This window comes from Halopseudomonas litoralis, from assembly GCF_900105005.1.
Taxonomy (GTDB): Bacteria; Pseudomonadota; Gammaproteobacteria; order Pseudomonadales; family Pseudomonadaceae; genus Halopseudomonas; species Halopseudomonas litoralis.
Map to the genome: position 1 here is coordinate 3,215,583 of NZ_LT629748.1, position 17,955 is coordinate 3,233,537.

Below are 17,955 nucleotides of genomic sequence, written 5' to 3' on the forward strand. Positions count from 1 at the left end.
AATTTGGAGTACTCCATGAAGATGAATCAGATTGCAATCAGCCTTCTCGCGGTCATAGCTGCCCCGGCGCTGAGTAATGAGACATGGACCGCCGATGACCTGGGCCAGGACCTTACCCGCTTTGGTGCGATAGCCGCCGGCAACGATGCAGGCACTATCCCCGCTTACACCGGTGGGCTGGAAGTAGCCGACGGCCTGGAGCCAGGTGACGGATTCTGGCCTAACCCGTTCGCCAACGAAGCCCCGTTGTTCCGCATTACCGCCGAAAATGCCGATGAGTTCGTCGACGAGCTTTCCTCTGGACAGATGAAGCTGCTCAAACAGTATCCCGAAACGTATTACATGGATATTTATCCGACCCACCGCACCGCGGCTTTCCCAGAGGCCTTCCTAGCAGCAACCGTGGACAATGCCGGCAATCCGGAATGCAAATCGCTGCACGATGGGTTATCCGTCAGCGAAGCCTGCCGTGGCGGGCTGCCCTTTCCGATTCCGGAGAGCGGCGAACAGGTGATGTGGAACTATCTGCTCAACTATCAGGGTATCAACGGCTGGGACTGGAATCACAGCGCCTATGTGGTCAATCAGGGCCATGTGACCTTGACCAATACCAACCGTTCCACCGGTGAAAAACCGTTCTATCAATTGGATGTGGAAGGACGCGACCCGAAGATCGCTAGCCGGATCTGGTCACGCATCGTCGCCCCAGCTCGCACGGCGGGCACTGCCTCCGGGTATTGGGATCACCTTGATCCAGTGGAGCATGATCGCTACGCCTGGAGCTATTCGACCGGACAGCGACGCATCCGCAAAGCTCCGGAATTTTCCTACGACACGCCCAATGCCGCCTTCGGCAGCGTCTCCTTCTACGACGAAATCTTTCTGTTCTCCGGCAAGATGGATCGTTTCAACTGGACGCTGGAAGGCAAAAAGGAAATGTTCCTGCCCTACAGCAACTATGAGTTGAAATGGGGGTGCGACATGGACACCAAGCTGATGGAAAACCACATCAACCCGGCCTGCGAGCGTTGGGAACTGCACCGCGCCTGGGTAGTTTCAGCTGAGCGCAAGGAAGGTGTGCGGCACGCGCAGAAATCCCGCCGTTATTACATTGACGAAGACACCTTCGGCGCAGCGTTGTACGCCGCCTGGGATGACAGCGGCGAAATGTTCCGCTCGGGCGCGCAGTACAACATTCAGGCCTATGGCATCCCCAATAATCCCCAGCAGGATTCCTACTCGCTGTATGACTTCACCCGCAGCCAGTATGGAATGTTCGGCAATGGTCCGACGCGCTACCGCGATGCGCCCATTATGGAACGCGAAGCCAATCCACAGACTATCGCCGCTGGTCAGCGCCGCTAACGCTTACCTGATCCCAGACTGGAGCTTTCCATGAACAGACTTGCTGAAAAAGTAGCGGTTATTACTGGCGCCGGCAGCGGTATCGGCCGCGCCAGCGCCATCGCATTTGCCGCTCAGGGCGCCAAGGTTGTAGTGACCGACCTGTATGCGGACGCCGCAGATCAAGTCGCCCACAGCATCACTGCCGCGGGCAACGAAGCGACGGCGCTCAAGGTCGATGTTGGCCAGGAGGCCGATCTCAAACAGATGATAGCCACCACCATCGAGACCTACGGCCGGATCGACATCCTGTTCAACAACGCAGTTAACAAGAATCCCGCGACAGCTCGGGACGTGGATTTTATCAACTTCAATGAAGAGCTGTTCCACGACAACATGCGCGTCAACGTGCTGGGTGGCGTTCTTGCCTGCAAGCACGCCCTGCCCCACATGCTGGAGCAAGGCTCCGGTTCGATCATCTTCACCTCGTCCACCAGCTCGATTGCCGGAGAAGTCGCCCAGTTCAGCTACGGCGCGTCCAAAGCGGCACTCAACTGGTATGTGCAAACCATCGCCGCCACCTTCGGCAAGCAGGGCGTTCGCTGCAACGCGATCCTGCCCGGCGTGATCCGTACCGCTGCCCTCGAAGGCTGGGCCAATGAAGAGATGACTCGCGCCTTCCTCGACCTGCAGAACGTGCCGCAGCTGGGAGAGCCGGAAGACATTGCCAATATGGCGCTCTTCCTCGCCTCGGATGAGGCGCGCTATGTGAACGGCACCCTGATGCGCGTCGACGGCGGCATGAGTTGCGGCACGCCGATGGTCCCGGTAGTCCGCGCCTACCTCTGAGCGCAGACCTTCAACCTACTCCGAGGAGATTTTTGCAATGGGCTTACGACAAGAACAAATCATCAGGGAATTCTGCGCGGCATGGGGTGACGGCACAGCTACGTCGCGCCCGCAGCTGGACACCATCCTGAACATGATGCGTGAAGACGCAGTCTGGCAGCTTTGGGTTCCCGGCGGGCCAGTGATTCGCGGCCGCGCGGCGCTACGTGACGAGATCCAGCGGCAAATGAGTTACGTCACCCACAACCACTGTGTCATTCGCAACATTGTGTCCTCGGACAGCATCGTGATGACCGAGCGGGACGACTACGCCGTTTCCAGCGGCAAACCCATGCCGCATTCCATGGTCGCAGTTTACGAGCTCAATACCGAGGGGAAGATCACGGCGTGGCGCGAGTACCTCGACACCGCCGATCTGGCGAAGAAAAAGGGTGTATCCCTGGAGCAGGTTGGCGGCCCGGAACTGGCTGCCCCAGGGGCCTGAGCGCTCTATTCATTTACAGACCTGGCCGGCGCCAGGTCCAAGAAGCTTATTCGTGGAGTAATCAATGAACATGGCCTTATCAGATAATGCCAGTGCCGACCAGTTGACGGAACAAAAGATACGTGGTTTCGTCGAAACGCTGCTGGGCGGGACCGTGGTCCGCACAGACCGGCTACCGCGCTGGCGACCTGCCTGGAATATGGACCTCCAACGTGGCGACGAAATACTCAAACTGCACATCCGCGGCGATCGGGGCGGCGACGTCAGCCCGTTTCCGGATGATCTGCGCCGCGAAGCAAATATTCTTGCGCTGATCGGTCAGCAGGGTGTTCCGGCACCGCATATCTATGGATTCTGCGAAGACCCGCTGGCAATCGTCATGCAAGCCGTGCCCGGCACTAGAGATCTCTCTTCCGCCAGGGACGACGCCGAACGCCTGAGCCTGGCCAAGCAATACATAGACGCCATGGTCGCCATGCACCAGCTGCCACTGGATCGCTTTGTGGCCAAGGGAATCGAGCTGCCCGAGGGTGCCGAAGCCATTTCGCTGGCCGGGCTTAACGCGTATTACCCGCTTTACGCACGCAATAAAACCCGTCCGCAGCCGCTGCTGGAATTCGCCCTGAACTGGCTGCGCCGCAACGTTCCGCAGCATCGCACCAAGCCCAGCCTGGTGCAGTACGACTCGGGCCAATATCTGTTCGAGAACGGCAAGCTGACCACTCTCTATGATTTCGAGTTCGCGATGATCGGCGACCCGCTGGCCGACCTGGCATCAGCGCGGATGCGGGACAATTACGAACCACTCGGAGGCCCTTTCAAAGCGCTCTACGAATATTACCAGCAGGTTAGCGGCGAACCGCCTGAACCCGACGTTGTGCGGTTTCATACCTTACTGTTCTCCACCGTCAGTACGATGCAGTTCTCCTCGACGGTCGCTACGCCAAAACCGGGAGATCCCCACGATACCTATATTGAATTCGACATTGCGCTGCGCCGCGTAGTGGTCCACGCCCTGGCCGAAGCAATGGGCGTGGCAATCGAGACGCCAGCCACCCCCGTCAAACCACAGGGACCCAACGCCGAACTGCTGAGCATGCTGAGTGATGCGGTGGAACAGGTCGAAGTGAATGATCCCTTCCAGAAGACCAAGCTGAACGCCGTGCGCAAGATCGTGGAATATCTAAGCAAGGCCGACGCCATGATGCTGGAGCTGCAAGCCCAGGACATGCGCGAAGCCGAAGCACTACTCGGCCAGCGCTTTGACCACCACCAGGAAATGGAGGCGGCGCTGGAAAGTTTCGTGACGGCAGCTAACGCCGAGCATGACCTGCCTCTGCTGGCACTTTTTGCCTCGCAGATTGAACGACGTGTCCAGGTGTTTGGCGGCACCGCTATTGGCGCCTCGGCCAGCCATATCGACCTTCCCCCCCTATGAACCTCGACACTGATCGTACCCGGAGCGGATATGTCTGAAGAAATAATCAACCAGCTGGACGATGCGCCCGCATTTCACCGGCGTTATGGTGACTGGGCGCTCATCGCGGGGGCATCCCATGGCATCGGTGCAGCCTTCGCGCGCCAGATCGCAGCGCAGGGCCTGAATTGCATCCTGGTCGCCCGAAACGAGACAGCGCTTGAGTCCCTCAAAGCCGAGCTCGAAGCGCAGCACGGCATTCAGGCGTTATGCGTGACGCAGGACCTGTCGGCAGCGGATGCCACCTCAAGGCTGCTAGGAGCCATCGGCGCCCGTCAGGTCGGTCTGGTGATATACAACGCCGGCGGTGATCCCTTTATCAGCCAGTTTCTCAACACCTCTACTGAGCATTGGATGAAGCTGCTCAGGATGAACACGCAGACGGTCATGGAGATCAGTCACGCATTTGGCGGCCGGATGATAGAGCAAGGCCGTGGCGGGTTTCTGCTGGTGGGTTCACATGCGGCGCTGGGTGGCATGCGCAAGCTGGGGATGTATTCAGCAACAAAGGCCTTTTCGCTCAATCTAGGTGAATCGCTTTGGGCCGAGTGGAAGGATCGGGGCGTCGATGTGCTCAATCTGCTGATCAGCACCGTGGATACGCCAACGATGCGCGAGACCATGCAACGATTGAATATTCCCAATGCCATGACCATGCCATTGCCGCAGGCGGACGACATCGCCCGCCTGGCTCTGCAGGAACTGCGGAACGGGCCGACGCTGATTCATCCCGAAGATATGGCGGTTGCGGCAGGCGCAGCCTCGCCCGGCAGCCTGAGGCGAGACCATGTGATGAGAAAAAGTGCCGAGGCGGCTCAGTTTATTGGCAACGACTAACGCCATTCCCATTATCTTAAATTATCCTGAACGGGCAGAGACCATGAAACAGTTTGATAACAGAGAATTCAAAATCGGCTGGAAGATCCTCATTCTCGCTGCCGTCGGCGTAGCGACCAGCTCCAGCTCCTTGCTGCTATATAGCTTCAGCGCAATGATAATACCGCTGGAACAGGCAATGGACTGGGGCCGCAGCGAGTTGCAGGCCGCCATCACCGCTCTATCGCTCGGCACCATAGTCGCGGCTCAGCTGGCGGGATGGCTCAACCTGAAATTTGGTTTGCGTATCGTCACCATCCTGTCATTGATCGCTCTGTCAATCAGCATGGTTCTACTTACCCAGGTGCAAACCACAATATGGAGCCTGTATCTGGGTTACTTCCTGGTACCTCTGGCGGGTCTGGGAACTTTGCAGATCACCTGGTCCCACTTGGTCAATCTCTGGTTTGTAGAAAATCGTGGACTGGCTCTGGCCATCATTCTCAGCGGCTCAGGACTCGCCGCAGCCGGGTTGCCGCTACTGGTCACCTGGGCTGTATCAACCTGGAACTGGCAAGCCGGATTTATCGCGCTGTCGCTGCTGCCGGTCCTGATAGCTCTGCCGCTAACCTTGCGCTGGTTGATGCCTGTCAGGTCAGAAAATAGTGCGGCTTTGGTGGGACAACCCAAGCCCCAGAGCCCATCCAGCGGCATGCTGCTGAGTGAGGCGCTAAAATCCTGGCGCTTCTGGGTGTGCAACCTGTCCATGACCCTGGTGGTAGCCTGCGTGGTCGGACTGGTAACCAATATAATCCCGCTGCTGCAGGACAGAGGGCTTAACGCCGTTGAGGCCGGACAGATTTTCAGTGCCTTCGGTATTTCGCTGATCTTCGGAAGACTGGTAGTGGGCTATCTGATTGATCGTTTGTGGGCCCCGGGCGTAGCGGCCATAGCCCTACTTATGCCCGCTGTTGCCTGTCTGATTTTCGCTCTGACCAGCGGCAATACCGGGCTCTATGTTCTGGCTACCTTGCTGGTAGGCATAGGTGCAGGTGCGGAGTTCGACATCGCAGCCTTTCTTATCGCCCGTTATTTCGGCATGCGTGACTATGGCCGGCTCTTTGGTGTTCACCTGGGTCTGATCACAGCGGGTGCTGCCGGAGCGCCGTTGCTGTTTGGCGCGCTCTACAGTCTTACTGGCGACTACTCCGGCCTGCTGGCCTTCAGCACCGTTTGCTTTGTTGTCGGACCCCTGATGCTACTGACGCTCGGCGGTTACCCGGTATTTCGCCGCGACGACGCCGTGCCCGCTTACTGAGGACAACTGCTTACCGGTGCATTTGACGAAAGGCTTCAGGGGTCATGCCGACCTCCTTGCGGAACGCTGCCGTAAAGGAGGCCGGATTGAGGAACCCGGTTTGATAGGAGATCTGCTTGATTAACACCTTGCTATCGAGCAGCAGTGACTTTGCGCGGCGGATACGAGCCTGCGCTGCAAATTGGCGTAGCGTGAGACCAGTGGTGTTCTTGAACTGCTCCGAAAGACGTCTGGCCGGCATATCGAGCGCGTCTGCTAGTTGCTTGAGGGAGCTGCTGTGTTCAGGTTCCGTCTCGACCATTTCGCGCAGCGTTCTCAACTGCCTGGGGCTCAATTTCCCTGAATCAGCGGTAACCTGAGAACTCAGAAACTGCCGATGCAAATCAAGCGCGACACCCGTCAGCAGGCACTCGGTATGCAGTTCGCTGGCAAAACCGGGTGCAGCGACCTCCTGGGCGAGACGCTGCAGTGACATCCTAAGGTAGGGGCTCTCCAGATTCAGCATGCTGTCGCTCAGACATCCATCCCACTGCCACTGGACCCCAGCCAGCGGTCCCATGATTCCAGGATCGAACAGACATATCATGGCTTTGTATTCGGATACACCGTGACAAAACTGAAATTCCGTATCCCTCGGTAGAAATAGCGCCTGCCCTAGCGGCTGAAACTCACAGCTGAGGTCGGAAAAACGGCCTTTGTTATCCGAAAAAGGAGACCATCGTCTTGCTGGTGTCGGTAGCACCAGACGCAGCAGACAGCTGCTCTTCGCATGAATCACCGCGGTGCCGGAATTCGACCAGTGCGCATGTTCAATACGTATGTCAAAGCCGTCATTCACCAGTCGATATTCTGTCAGAAACTCTCCAGCGGCGGACGGATCGTGTTCATCGTAATGTACTGAATACATAAAGAGGCATCTCAGAGATTATTTTTATTGAACACTGATATTTACACTTCATCATAATCATTCAAGCGTAATAAACAATCCAAAAATAACAGTTTCAGGCATTCGAAAAACCAATACCTGAAACTACTTTTTTAAAATAAATAGCAAAGCGAGAACTTGCTCTTTTCGTCGAACAAATCCAAACTTCTTGGAGCAAATTTCAGGAACTCCTGAGTGGGTAGCGTCTCTACATTTAATGTCCTTCCCAAAATAGCAGGAGAATTATAATGAAGAAGATTGCGACGACATTAGGCTTGCTCGCTTGCCTGCCATTTGTGGCTTTCGCGCAAGATATCGAGCTGGACGAGGAACTGAACGGTCTGGATATCGAAACGAAGATAATCGGTGACAGTACTGCTACCACTCCAGGGCCTGGAGGAACAGCCGGTACCCAAGTGCTTCAGGTAACCAATAACGGTGATTCCAGCGTGACCTGTCAGTTAGATCCGGGGCCTGCCGAAACTGCGGCTTCTGAATCTCCAATGACTCCCATCAAGGCAGGTGCGTCGGCCGTTCTGCGGTTGGACGGCAGTTATGCAAGCGCTACGATGCGAGCGAAACTGATCTGCAACGAAGAAGAGTAACGTACCTCTATTGCGGGCTAACCATGTGGTTAGCCCGCAATAGGCAAACTCCATAAAGACGGCAGGCAAGCCATGATTCTCAGAATGGACCACTTCACCATCGTCACTGACCAGCTCGAGGAGACACAACAGTTCTACGTGAACCTGCTTGGACTCGAAGTGGGACCAAGGCCGCCCTTTCCAAGGCCCGGGCTGTGGCTTTACGCCAAGGGCCACCCTGTGCTTCACGTCATCGCAATAAATAACATGCCCAACCCTCGCCGCGGTGTGCTGGATCATATGGCGTTCTTTGCGCAAGGTTTGACAGAGACATTAAACAAACTCGACCGGCACGCCATTCGTTATCGAATCATCCGCGCGCCGGGGGACGTCCGGACCTGGCAGGTGTTCTTCAAAGACCCCAATGACGTGGACGTCGAACTCGATTTTGCCCCCGCAGAGCAGGCTCCAGCCGATTGGAAAACCAGAAGCAAAGCCTGATTTCAAATCAGGCCGGTGTAAGCCCCGCCATCCAGCTGCAAATTCTGCCCTGTAATGTAACCAGCCTGAGCCGCGCACAGAAAAGCACAGGCGGCGGCGAATTCCTCAGGGGTGCCGAAACGCCGCGCCGGAACCGGTTTGAGCATCTCGGCTCTCGCCTCCTCCAGGCTGATACCCTTGTGCTTTGCCAACTGGCTGGTCATATAGACCAGCCGATCGGTCGCGATGCGTTCGGGCAAAAGGTTGTTGATCGTGACATTGTCACGGATGACCTCCACCGACAGGGCCTTCGAGAACGCCGTCAGCCCGGCCCTGGCCGCTGTCGAGAGACCCATTGGCAACCGCGGGGACTTGACCATGGCCGAGGTGATATTGACGATCCGACCAAAACGACGCTCGCGCATTCCTTCAACGACTGCCTGAATCAATAGGATGGCGCCGAGCATATTGGCCTCCAGCGCTTGCTGCCAGCAATCGAGGTCCCAGTCCTGGAATTTGCCCGGCGCGGGCCCACCATTATTGGTGATCAGAATATCCGGAGCGGGGCAAGCCGCAAGGAGTGTCTCCCGGCCAGCGCTGGTGTTGAGATCCGCCACCACCTGAATCACCTCAAGACCCGTGCTGTCACGGATTGCCATCGCAGTCTCATTCAAACTGGCGGCGTCACGGCCGTTGATGAAAACCTCGCATCCTTCAGCTGCCAGCGCCATGGCGCACGCCTTACCCAGGCCCCGCGAAGAGGCACAGACAATGGCTTTGCAACCGGCAATATTCAGATCCATATCTACTCCCGTGGCGACTCGCCAGCGGCTTGCGTTCATTACAGCGAGGCCGCAATCCTTTATGCTGATGGCACTGACGCCTGATGTTTTATCCATGAAACCGGAGACGAAATACAATGAGCAACCCGTCAACCCGTGCAGAACCTGGCAAGCGGGATACCATGAATCGTCTGCTCGCCGCCGCCAGGCAAATCTTTGCTCTGAAAGGCCTGGCGGGCGCCCGGGTAGAAGATATCGCCCGCGAAGCCGGCGTCACCAAACAACTGGTTTATCACTATTACGGCTCCAAGGAAGTGTTGTTTTCAACCGTCCTGGATGACGCCTCGCAACAGATAATGCAGGAACTGATCGCCCTTGATATCAATGAACTGCCGCCGGAAGAAGCGCTGCGGAGATTGCTCAATTGCTGCTTTGACCAATATATGGAAGATCCGCTCCTGGGCGCTCTGGCCCTGGAAGGCATACGCTATCACGAAGCGTCGGAGACCAGGCCCAACAGCTTCACCAGCGAATCCCCGGCGCTTGTTATCAAGTTTTCAGCGGTTCTCAAGCATGGAATCGAAGCTGGCGTGTTCAAGCAGGATATCGATGCCCGTCTGTTTCTGGCGAGTTCCGCGCTGCTGATGTCCGGCGGGTTCACCAATCATTACACCATGTCCGTCCTGGTCGGCTTTGATACTACCTCGGAGGATGGCATGCGGATCTGGCGTGAACACTCAGCCAACTTCATTCTTGCGAGCATCAGGCGACAGGCCTGATGCCTGTAGCGCCCCGGTTAGGGGGCGCTAACCAGAGCCGCGTATTCCATTACATGCCGCTGCGGTCCGACTGCTCGAAGAAGGCGCGCATTGCCACCAGTGAAGGCGTGTGACTGCCAAAACCGCCATCTGCTACCAGGGTGGTACCCGTCACGAACGATGACTCGTCGCAGGCGAGAAAGGCCACCACGTCAGCGATCTGGCGGGGGGTGCCCAGTTCAGGCGTCAGGTGATTGTCGCGCAGGATACTCAGCAGCTCGGGCGGCATGGAGCTGTGGGCGTTTTCCGCAGGCGCCAGACCAATCTGCACCGCGTTGCCGCGCACACCCAGCTTGCCGTACTGCGCCGCTACCAGCTTGGGCAGCATGTTCAAAGCAGCCTTGGTTGACGCGTAGCCGGTCAGGGACAGATCCCCTTGGGCACCCAGTCCGGAGGTAGCAAAGATTACCGAGCCCTTGCCCTGTTTCAGCATCACCGGAATGACATGCTTGGAACACAGCACGGCGCCGCGCAAATTCACCGCGATAGCGCGATCAAAGGCGTCCATATCCAGGTTGCAGATATCGCGGTCTTTCTGGCGTTGGTTCACATCCAGCACAGCGGCATTGTTGTGCAGCACATCGATACGGCCGAACCGGTTCATCACCTGTTCGACCATCGCCTTGACGTCGTCTTCGCTGGATACATCGGTGCGTATGGCAATGGCCTGGCCACCGGCCGATTCAATTTCTGCCGCCACATTGGCCGCCGCTTCCTGATTGATATCGACGATCGCGATGGCGGCACCATGGGAGGCCAGTACCCGCGCGCACTCGGCACCCAGACCACCACCAGCGCCGGTGATGATCGCTACACGATCCTTGAGCTTGTCTGTTGTCATTTTATTCTTCTCTTGGCTTGATACGAGATGATCCGCTTCACTCACCGGTGAACTGCGGCGCGCGACGCTCGGCAAAGGCCAGAGCAGCCTCCTTGGCATCCTTGGTGGTAGCCAGCAACGAAAACAGGTCCAGTTCGAGATCCAGACCCTTTTTCAAATCGACTTCCGAGGCAGCTCGCGCGGCTCTTTTTGCATACACCGAGGCCATTGGCGATTTGCCGGCGATCTGCAACGCCAGCGCCGACACTTCCTCGAGCAAGGTTTCAGCGGTCTTGGCGACACGCGATACCAAGCCAATCTGCCGCGCCCTTTCGGCATCCAGGCGTTCACCTGTGAGCAGCAAATCAAGCGCATAACCTGGCGCCACCACCCTGCACAAACGCTGCGTACCGCCGCCGCCCGGGATCAATCCCAGACCGGTTTCCGGCAGCGCCAGCACCGCATTGGGCGACGCAAAACGGATATCACAGGCTAGAGCCAATTCCAGGCCTCCGCCCATGCAGTAACCCTGAATCGCGACGATAACCGGCTTGCTTACTGCATCGATAGCTTCGATCCAGCGGGCGCCCTCCATCCGTTTTCGCACCTGGATGGAGGTCTCGACACCACGCTTTTCCTTGATGTCAGCCCCCGCGCAAAACCCCCGCGCGCCCTCACCGCGGATCACTATGACGTGAATCCTGGGGTCGTTCTCCAGCCGTTCGAGGGCCGCTGGAACACCCTCGCGAATAGCGTCGTTGATGGCGTTGATCTGGCCAGGACGGGTGAGCACCACCCACCCCACGGCCCCATCACAGTGCATCTGCACTGCTTCGTTGATTACTTCGGGCAGGCTTTCCTCAATGCTCATGTCAGCACTCCTCGAACTCGAACAACTGCCCTCTAAGCTCAGACGGATCGATCCTGATCAGCGACTTGCCACCCACCGCATCGCTGGACTCGATCCAGCTGAACGCCGTGCCCCGCGCCCGGAGATCTTCAGCCTTCGCCGCCAGATCGTTTACGGCGATGCGGATGTAATAGGGGCCTGGACCCCAGCTGTTGACGTACAGGCCGGCTTCACTGTTCCAGCGAGTCGCTTCGATGATGTCCAGCGTGGCACTGTTAGCCAGGGTGAAGCCCATGCGCGCGCGGCGATACCCTTCGCCCTCCATCAGCTCAACCGGACCTGAGGGTTCCCAATCAAGATTGGCAGAGCACCGGCGAAGGGTCTCGTTAAGGTCACGCACCAGATAGCCACGGGCAGAAACACGCACCATATCGCCGGGCTTGGAATCAAGCGGCTGCGGAGCGGGTACCGAGAACGTTTCGGCCGGCATCTGCAGTGGCTCCATTGGCATGATCTCGATACACAATCCGCCATCGACGATAGGATCGTAGACGGGTTTTTCTGGCGACGCTCCCAACCACAGGCGGTCGAAGGGCATATCTGGCGTGCGTTGCGCCATTCGGAACGGTAGACGCCGACGCATCAGTTTCGCCACCAGCGCATCGAATTTATCCCCGTGCAGGCTCAGCACGATAGAGTGAGTCAGCATCGGACGGTGCCGGCCCTGGTACTCCTTCAGGCTTTCCAGGAAATCATGGAACATCGGATCACCGGGGTTGGGGCGGTCCAGATGCCACTGCGGCTCGACCCTGGTCGGTGACACCGCCAATGATTTGTGCACTCGCAGGAAGTGGGCAATATAGGGATGGTCATCAAAGGCCTGGCGCCAGCGCTCGTGCTTGTGGATGCCCAGCTTGTCCACCAGCAGTTCGGTCATTCCATCCGGGTCTGGCACCATCATGTCGGCGCTCATCAGCAATTCGAACATCTTTATCTCCATTTTTACAGGGGAGCGAAAATTCAGTGTTAGGTTGGAAGCGCCATTCCTTGGCGCTGTACTTCAATTGGTATTCACTGATTCCTGCTTTGTGTAGCGTGCGGGTTCAGACGAAGGCCGCTCGATGGGTACGTCTGCGGGCGACGCCACTGCGCCACCTTTCCGGTTCCGAGCTCCCACATCCTGGAGAAGGAAGTGCGAGAGCGCGGGGATCAGAATCAAGGCACCGAGCATGTTCCACAGGAACATGAAGGTCAGCAAAATGCCCATGTCAGCCTGGAACTTGATGGGTGACCATGCCCAGGTGACAACCCCTGCTGCCATGGTCAAACCAATCAACGCCACGACCTTTCCAGTGAAATCCAAAGAACGGCGATAGGCTACGGCAAGGGACTCGCCACGTGCCTGGACAGCCAGCTGAACACTGAGCAGATAGAGTGCATAGTCGACCCCGACCCCCACGCCGACTGCCATGACCGGGAGCGTCGCGACCTTGAGGCCGATGCCGAGCCATACCATCAGCGCCTTGCAGATGATGGTTGTCATGATCAGAGGGATGAGCGCGACCAAGGTCGCGCGGATGCTGCGGAAGGTGATGAGACATAGCAATGCAGTTGCGCCGTATACCGCAAAGTACATAACCATAATGCCGCGGCGAACTTCGATGTTGGTTGCCGCCTCGATACCCGCATTACCCGCTGCCAGCAGGAACTCCACAGGATGCTCGGCATCAGGGCCGGTATTGTACTCGGCGGAAAATTCCTCGACGACGTTCAGGACGCGCGTCAGCGTATCGGCCTTGTGATCGGTCAGATAAGCAATCAGGGGGGTGACCGAACAGTTCTGGTTGGTAGTACCCGGCGAGGAAATCATCGCAGCATCGACTGACGCGTTGGTAATCGCCTGATCACGACTTATGGTCAACCATTTGGCGCTGCCTTCAGCCATGCCAGAGGTCATGGAGCGGACGGTACCGGCCAGCGATGTAGTAGTCTGTACCCCCTCGGTCTGGCGTAGACGCCAGGCAAGCTCATCCATGGTCTGCAATGGGCCGAAGAAACGACACCCATCGGCTTCGGTCTTCATGATGACTACGAATTGATCACTCGAGAGACCGTAATTGGCGGTGATAAAGGCGTTATCCATATTATAGCGCGAGTCAGGACGAAGCTCCGGCGCACCCGGATCCAGGTCGCCTATTTTTAGATCGAGCATGGCTACCGAGCTGACCGCTGTAATCACCACAGAGACGCTTATGGCAATGATCGCCCACTTGCGTTCGGTAAATCTGTTCAGGCCCTGCCACACCTTGCCCTGCCAGTTGCGATTCTGCTGTATGTTCTTGTCTTTTTCGATGGCAATCCGCGCCGCTTTCTTGCTGACGCCTAGGTATGACAACGCAACCGGAATTAGGATGAGTTTGGTGAAGATCAGGACGGTGACACCGATACTGGTCGTCAGCGCCAAGTCCCGGATAACCGGAATGTCGATGATGGCCAGAACGGCGAACCCCACCACGTTTACGAGCAGTGCTGTCAGCCCGGTCAGAAACAGCCGCCGGAAGGTGTAACGTGCAGCGACATACTTATGGGTCCCACGGCCAATATCCTGCAGGATGCCATTCATTTTCTGGGTGCCGTGGGAAAGGCCGATCGAAAAGATCAGGAAAGGCACCAAAATGGAATAGGGGTCCAGCTCATAACCGAGTAACTGCATCAGACCGAGAAGCCAGACGACCCCCGTAATCGCTATGCTCACCAGCAACAGGGTACTGCGTACGCAATGTGTGTACAGATACACAAAGAGTGCGGCCACCACTACGGATATACCGAAGAACATCATTACCGCTTGAAGGCCCTCGATCAGATCACCGACCAGCTTGCTGAACCCGACGATATGAATGTCCACATTGTCGCTTTCAAATGAGCGGATTTTGTCCTCGAGCTGTTTAGAGAACTCGCTGTAATCCAGCGGCTCGCCGGTCTGGGGATTGGTCTCCAGCAGGGGCGCCAAGATCATGCTGGAACTGGCGTCATTGGCGACCAGGCTGCCCGACAACCCGGCGCGGGTAATGTTGCGTCTCAGGGCGCGGATGCTGGTTTCGCTACCGTCGTAGTCGGAAGGCATAACCGCACCGCCACTGATGCCATCCTCAGTAACTTCCCGCCACCGTACGATAGGCATCCACAGCGACCGCATCCAGGACCGATCAATGCCGGGAATCAGATAAAGCGTGTCATTCACCTCCTGCAGCACCTGCAGGTATTCCGGGTCATAAATATCGCCGTTCTTGCTGGCAACCACCACGCGGATGTTATTACCCAGGCCCGGTAGTTCACTCTTGTGTTCGAGGTAATTCTGTATGTAGGGATTATTGACCGGGATCATTCGCTCGAAACTGGCATTGACATCCAGCTTGGTAGCAAACGTGCCCAGCACAATGGTCACCAGAAGACAAGTCAGGAGCACTAGTATTCGATTATGAAAAATAATGCGCTCAAACAGGCTACCCGAGCTTTTGTCGAAGTCTTGGAGGTCACGTACTACCGGCATCCCGTTATTGTTATTCAGATCGACCATTTTCTTCTCCAAAGGTCAGATTGCGACCACCAAACACATAGGCCAGCGCATCCCGGATAAAATTTCAATGATACTAATAGGCGTTCCTGGCTCGGCCATCCGGTTCCCTCAATTACGAGGTCAATAACCGTGTGGTACTACATCAAGTCGCTGGTACTGGAATCGACTTGCCGAGCTGGCTAATATCTATCTTTCTGACACCAGAGAACTGGGTAACCACCAACTCTCTGGAGCCGTTCAACATGGCCGCGGAGGACACTTCCCCGGTGAAGGGAACCTCCAGTCTGGCCGTTTCAAGACTGCGGGAATCCAGGCGTACCAATTCGCCGCGCTGGCTTACCAATATCGAGTGGTAGGGCCCATCTTCCAGCGAATCCACCAGGCTGGCTTGCTGCTGGGTTTCAACCTGATCCCAGGTCGCACCTTCATCTCGGCTGACATACAGATTGCCCCGCAGGCCGTACGTCATGACCAGGCCGTCACGAACGTGCACACCAAAGAAGGTGCCGGCATAGGATGTTTCCAGGCGAACGAAACGGCCAAGCTCACGATCCAGTCGCATGACAAGCCCCTGCTCGCCGCTTATGTAGGCCTGATCACCCTGCATGTCGATGCTGTACAGGTGCATACGACGGTCGTTCTCGGTATGTTCGGTCCAGGGTGTCCAAGTAGCACCGCTGTCGGTAGTGCGCAACAGCATGCCAAAGGCGCCCAGCACGAATCCTTCGCCGTTTTCCTTCACAAATACATCGAGGAACGGCGTGGCCATGATGTCGGGACTGTAGGAAGTGCTGGTCGCAAGATCGACTTCCCGGAGCATGCTTTCCGCTTCGAACTCATCAAGGTCCGCGGCGTTGGCATAATATTCCTTGAGCAGAGTGACCAGACGCCGGCCATCCAGCTGCACTTCCCATGTAAGCCCACCATCGGTGGTTGCCAGCAGCACAGAATCATGCCCGACTGCCCAGCCATTTAGCTCATTCTGGAAATACACCTCAATCAGATCGACAGCCACCGGACTCGGGGACTGCATCCAGGTTTCGCCATCATCGCGGGATATCATGATCAACCCGCGCAGGCCGACACTCACGAGATTCTCACCAGCGCGGGTAACAGCCAGGGCAGGTTGCGAGCGCGCGCCGTCCTGAACCAAAGCGGATTGCTGCAACGGGTCATGGAAACCGGATGGTGACTGCGGAGCTTGCTCCGAAGCCATTACCGGCAATACCTGAACCATCAGACCAATACAGCAGGCACCTGCCATGGCGAGCGAGGCACGTGAGCAGCCCTTACCAGGAAACCAATTAAACAGACGGGATACATTCATTATTTTTATCCTCGGTAATCCTAGAGTTCCCTATGTGCGAGATTCCCACGGTCGACCGGTAACTGAGTGGCAGCGCTTTATCCGTCCCTGGAGAAACAGCGCTGCCTTGGTCAGATCTGATTAGCGAACGGTCTCTCTGCCCACGATCGCTTCAGGGTTCAACTCGCGCTCGGAAAGAGGCTTTTCCAGTACCTGATAGCCGCCATTGAGAGCGTCATTGATCAAACCGTACATGCCCTTGCTGAAGTCATAGATTGAGTGTTTGACTATGTAGGGAATGTCGTGATTATAAAGCTGCACGCCACCGAGCATCATTGAACGATACAGCTGACCACTTTGGTCCCAGGCGTCATACAGCCCAGCCCCATAGGTGTCTTCGTCCAGGTAGTAGGTCCGCTTGCTGTAGACGTGACGGTTGCGTTCTTTCAGCGTCGCTTCCACTTCCCATACACGGTGCAGCTCCCACCGCTCACATTCGGGATTGACGTGGGAGGCCATCAGCTGGGTGTCGGCGTCGCAGTCAAAGTACAGCTCGTAGTTGTTGTAAGGAATGTACATCTCCTTTCTACCAACCAGATTGAAGTCGAAGCGGTCCTGCATGCCCGAAAACATGAAGAGTTCATCGAACAGCTCCAGCCCGCCCATACTGGCTACCGGGGTATCGTAGGCAAATTCGGGGGCTAATTTGACCCGGCGCTGCCCTGGGGTATAGCTCCAGGCACGACGTGGTTGCTGGGTCGGGTCAAGGAAATCGGTGTATCCGGTCAGCTCTCCGGCACGGCGCGCAGGTGCTTTGGTTACCGAATACACGCGGGTGTACATCTGCGGATCACGTTCTTCCAGATCCGTCTGATAGTAAGGACGCTCAACGAACGTGGATTGCTCGGAAGCCTTGGTCACGGTGCCGTTGGAGGCTACGATCCAGCTATTGGAAGAGGCGGTAGTGGTACCGTACTTACCATCGTTGTAACGTGTTTGCTGGTTCCACATCACCTCGTGCCCGGTCTGTGGAATCGGGAACGGTATACCGCCCCGGCATTCCGGTCCCAAGGCAAGACCATCTTTCACGGTTTCACAGGTTGTGGCATTGCGCACGGTGGCGTCGAGAACATCCTGGGGATGAGCCGCAGTACGGTGGCTTGGGTAGATATCCATGTAATAGGTGTCTGGATTGCGCTTGAGCAATTCAATCTGGCCCGCACTCAACTGTTCTGCGTACTGCTCATAGTTGCTGGCATCGATACGGAACAATGGCTCTTCATCCTTGAAGGGATTCGCCCAATAACCGCTACCCGGTTCGAAACCAGCAGGAGCTTCACGAAGCCCCCCTTCAAAAGGGGGGATAGTGCCAGCTTCATTGCCCGCTTGAATCGCCCCGAGCAGCGTAAGAGACTCGCCAAGCTTGGCGACCTCCTGCGCAGGCACTGCGGCCAGTGAATACGCCGCCATCCCGGTCAAAGCGATACTTAAGGCAAAATGAAGTTTCATAACGTGCTCCGATATT

The 17,955-nt window shown here is 56.8% G+C and carries 17 protein-coding genes; 9 read left to right on the plus strand and 8 right to left on the minus strand.

Annotated elements, in window-relative coordinates:
- Nucleotides 1–15 precede the first annotated feature (15 nt).
- The 6 genes from BLU11_RS15375 (at nucleotide 16) to BLU11_RS15400 (ending at nucleotide 6,288) form a co-directional block, all read left to right on the plus strand.
- On the plus strand, nucleotides 16–1,365 hold the full coding sequence (locus tag BLU11_RS15375; protein WP_090274875.1) for a DUF1329 domain-containing protein: 1,350 nt from the start codon (nucleotides 16–18) through the stop codon (nucleotides 1,363–1,365).
- Between the two features lie 30 nt (nucleotides 1,366–1,395).
- Complete coding sequence (locus BLU11_RS15380; protein ID WP_090274877.1) at nucleotides 1,396–2,193, plus strand: SDR family NAD(P)-dependent oxidoreductase; 798 nt, start codon at nucleotides 1,396–1,398, stop codon at nucleotides 2,191–2,193.
- Nucleotides 2,194–2,230: 37 nt separating this feature from the next.
- Nucleotides 2,231–2,677 carry a nuclear transport factor 2 family protein gene (locus BLU11_RS15385; RefSeq protein ID WP_090274879.1) on the plus strand — a complete coding sequence of 149 codons (447 nt, stop codon included), beginning with the start codon at nucleotides 2,231–2,233 and terminating at the stop codon, nucleotides 2,675–2,677.
- A 70-nt stretch (nucleotides 2,678–2,747) separates the two neighbouring features.
- Nucleotides 2,748–4,115 (plus strand): phosphotransferase family protein, encoded by a 1,368-nt coding sequence (locus BLU11_RS15390; RefSeq protein WP_090276572.1) that lies wholly within the window; start codon nucleotides 2,748–2,750, stop codon nucleotides 4,113–4,115.
- A gap of 30 nt (nucleotides 4,116–4,145) precedes the next feature.
- Nucleotides 4,146–4,991, plus strand: a complete 846-nt coding sequence (locus BLU11_RS15395; RefSeq protein WP_090274881.1) for an SDR family NAD(P)-dependent oxidoreductase — start codon at nucleotides 4,146–4,148, stop codon at nucleotides 4,989–4,991.
- 43 nt (nucleotides 4,992–5,034) lie between these two features.
- Nucleotides 5,035–6,288, plus strand: a complete 1,254-nt coding sequence (locus BLU11_RS15400; protein ID WP_090274883.1) for an MFS transporter — start codon at nucleotides 5,035–5,037, stop codon at nucleotides 6,286–6,288.
- 10 nt (nucleotides 6,289–6,298) lie between these two features.
- On the opposite strand, the gene BLU11_RS15405 is transcribed toward BLU11_RS15400, so the two are convergent.
- The gene (locus BLU11_RS15405) at nucleotides 6,299–7,195 is read right to left on the minus strand and encodes a helix-turn-helix domain-containing protein (protein ID WP_090274884.1); all 897 of its coding nucleotides are present in this window, start codon (nucleotides 7,193–7,195) and stop codon (nucleotides 6,299–6,301) included.
- A 266-nt stretch (nucleotides 7,196–7,461) separates the two neighbouring features.
- Here BLU11_RS15405 and BLU11_RS15410 point away from each other — a divergent pair, with 266 nt between their 5' ends.
- Nucleotides 7,462–7,818 carry a hypothetical protein gene (locus BLU11_RS15410; RefSeq protein WP_090274886.1) on the plus strand — a complete coding sequence of 119 codons (357 nt, stop codon included), beginning with the start codon at nucleotides 7,462–7,464 and terminating at the stop codon, nucleotides 7,816–7,818.
- A gap of 84 nt (nucleotides 7,819–7,902) precedes the next feature.
- Nucleotides 7,903–8,298 (plus strand): VOC family protein, encoded by a 396-nt coding sequence (locus BLU11_RS15415; protein ID WP_226944614.1) that lies wholly within the window; start codon nucleotides 7,903–7,905, stop codon nucleotides 8,296–8,298.
- Between the two features lie 2 nt (nucleotides 8,299–8,300).
- Here the strand turns inward: BLU11_RS15415 and BLU11_RS15420 are convergent, their stop codons facing one another.
- Nucleotides 8,301–9,080, minus strand: a complete 780-nt coding sequence (locus tag BLU11_RS15420) for an SDR family oxidoreductase (protein WP_090274890.1) — start codon at nucleotides 9,078–9,080, stop codon at nucleotides 8,301–8,303.
- A 116-nt stretch (nucleotides 9,081–9,196) separates the two neighbouring features.
- Here BLU11_RS15420 and BLU11_RS15425 point away from each other — a divergent pair, with 116 nt between their 5' ends.
- Complete coding sequence (locus tag BLU11_RS15425) at nucleotides 9,197–9,838, plus strand: TetR/AcrR family transcriptional regulator (protein WP_090274892.1); 642 nt, start codon at nucleotides 9,197–9,199, stop codon at nucleotides 9,836–9,838.
- Between the two features lie 49 nt (nucleotides 9,839–9,887).
- Here the strand turns inward: BLU11_RS15425 and BLU11_RS15430 are convergent, their stop codons facing one another.
- The 6 genes from BLU11_RS15430 to BLU11_RS15455 all read right to left on the minus strand — a co-directional run bounded on the left by BLU11_RS15430 (nucleotide 9,888) and on the right by BLU11_RS15455 (nucleotide 17,939).
- Nucleotides 9,888–10,718, minus strand: coding sequence for an SDR family NAD(P)-dependent oxidoreductase (locus BLU11_RS15430; RefSeq protein ID WP_090274894.1), 831 nt, complete (start codon nucleotides 10,716–10,718; stop codon nucleotides 9,888–9,890).
- Nucleotides 10,719–10,755: 37 nt separating this feature from the next.
- Nucleotides 10,756–11,568, minus strand: coding sequence for an enoyl-CoA hydratase/isomerase family protein (locus tag BLU11_RS15435; protein ID WP_090274896.1), 813 nt, complete (start codon nucleotides 11,566–11,568; stop codon nucleotides 10,756–10,758).
- Nucleotide 11,569: 1 nt separating this feature from the next.
- Nucleotides 11,570–12,535 carry a VOC family protein gene (locus tag BLU11_RS15440; protein WP_090274898.1) on the minus strand — a complete coding sequence of 322 codons (966 nt, stop codon included), beginning with the start codon at nucleotides 12,533–12,535 and terminating at the stop codon, nucleotides 11,570–11,572.
- 72 nt (nucleotides 12,536–12,607) lie between these two features.
- Nucleotides 12,608–15,124 carry an efflux RND transporter permease subunit gene (locus BLU11_RS15445; protein ID WP_090274900.1) on the minus strand — a complete coding sequence of 839 codons (2,517 nt, stop codon included), beginning with the start codon at nucleotides 15,122–15,124 and terminating at the stop codon, nucleotides 12,608–12,610.
- 142 nt (nucleotides 15,125–15,266) lie between these two features.
- Nucleotides 15,267–16,451 carry a YCF48-related protein gene (locus BLU11_RS15450; protein ID WP_231702217.1) on the minus strand — a complete coding sequence of 395 codons (1,185 nt, stop codon included), beginning with the start codon at nucleotides 16,449–16,451 and terminating at the stop codon, nucleotides 15,267–15,269.
- A gap of 120 nt (nucleotides 16,452–16,571) precedes the next feature.
- Nucleotides 16,572–17,939 (minus strand): DUF1329 domain-containing protein, encoded by a 1,368-nt coding sequence (locus tag BLU11_RS15455; protein WP_090274902.1) that lies wholly within the window; start codon nucleotides 17,937–17,939, stop codon nucleotides 16,572–16,574.
- Between the last annotated feature and the right edge of the window lie 16 nt (nucleotides 17,940–17,955).

What these genes read in the sequence shown, in the direction of transcription:
- BLU11_RS15375 (WP_090274875.1), top strand. Translation starts at nt 16, where the DNA reads ATGAAGATGAATCAGATTGCAATCAGCCTTCTCGCGGTCATAGCTGCC.
- BLU11_RS15380 (WP_090274877.1), top strand. Translation starts at nt 1,396, where the DNA reads ATGAACAGACTTGCTGAAAAAGTAGCGGTTATTACTGGCGCCGGCAGC.
- BLU11_RS15385 (WP_090274879.1), top strand. Translation starts at nt 2,231, where the DNA reads ATGGGCTTACGACAAGAACAAATCATCAGGGAATTCTGCGCGGCATGG.
- BLU11_RS15390 (WP_090276572.1), top strand. Translation starts at nt 2,748, where the DNA reads ATGGCCTTATCAGATAATGCCAGTGCCGACCAGTTGACGGAACAAAAG.
- BLU11_RS15395 (WP_090274881.1), top strand. Translation starts at nt 4,146, where the DNA reads ATGTCTGAAGAAATAATCAACCAGCTGGACGATGCGCCCGCATTTCAC.
- BLU11_RS15400 (WP_090274883.1), top strand. Translation starts at nt 5,035, where the DNA reads ATGAAACAGTTTGATAACAGAGAATTCAAAATCGGCTGGAAGATCCTC.
- BLU11_RS15405 (WP_090274884.1), bottom strand. Translation starts at nt 7,195, where the DNA reads ATGTATTCAGTACATTACGATGAACACGATCCGTCCGCCGCTGGAGAG.
- BLU11_RS15410 (WP_090274886.1), top strand. Translation starts at nt 7,462, where the DNA reads ATGAAGAAGATTGCGACGACATTAGGCTTGCTCGCTTGCCTGCCATTT.
- BLU11_RS15415 (WP_226944614.1), top strand. Translation starts at nt 7,903, where the DNA reads ATGGACCACTTCACCATCGTCACTGACCAGCTCGAGGAGACACAACAG.
- BLU11_RS15420 (WP_090274890.1), bottom strand. Translation starts at nt 9,080, where the DNA reads ATGGATCTGAATATTGCCGGTTGCAAAGCCATTGTCTGTGCCTCTTCG.
- BLU11_RS15425 (WP_090274892.1), top strand. Translation starts at nt 9,197, where the DNA reads ATGAGCAACCCGTCAACCCGTGCAGAACCTGGCAAGCGGGATACCATG.
- BLU11_RS15430 (WP_090274894.1), bottom strand. Translation starts at nt 10,718, where the DNA reads ATGACAACAGACAAGCTCAAGGATCGTGTAGCGATCATCACCGGCGCT.
- BLU11_RS15435 (WP_090274896.1), bottom strand. Translation starts at nt 11,568, where the DNA reads ATGAGCATTGAGGAAAGCCTGCCCGAAGTAATCAACGAAGCAGTGCAG.
- BLU11_RS15440 (WP_090274898.1), bottom strand. Translation starts at nt 12,535, where the DNA reads ATGTTCGAATTGCTGATGAGCGCCGACATGATGGTGCCAGACCCGGAT.
- BLU11_RS15445 (WP_090274900.1), bottom strand. Translation starts at nt 15,124, where the DNA reads ATGGTCGATCTGAATAACAATAACGGGATGCCGGTAGTACGTGACCTC.
- BLU11_RS15450 (WP_231702217.1), bottom strand. Translation starts at nt 16,451, where the DNA reads ATGAATGTATCCCGTCTGTTTAATTGGTTTCCTGGTAAGGGCTGCTCA.
- BLU11_RS15455 (WP_090274902.1), bottom strand. Translation starts at nt 17,939, where the DNA reads ATGAAACTTCATTTTGCCTTAAGTATCGCTTTGACCGGGATGGCGGCG.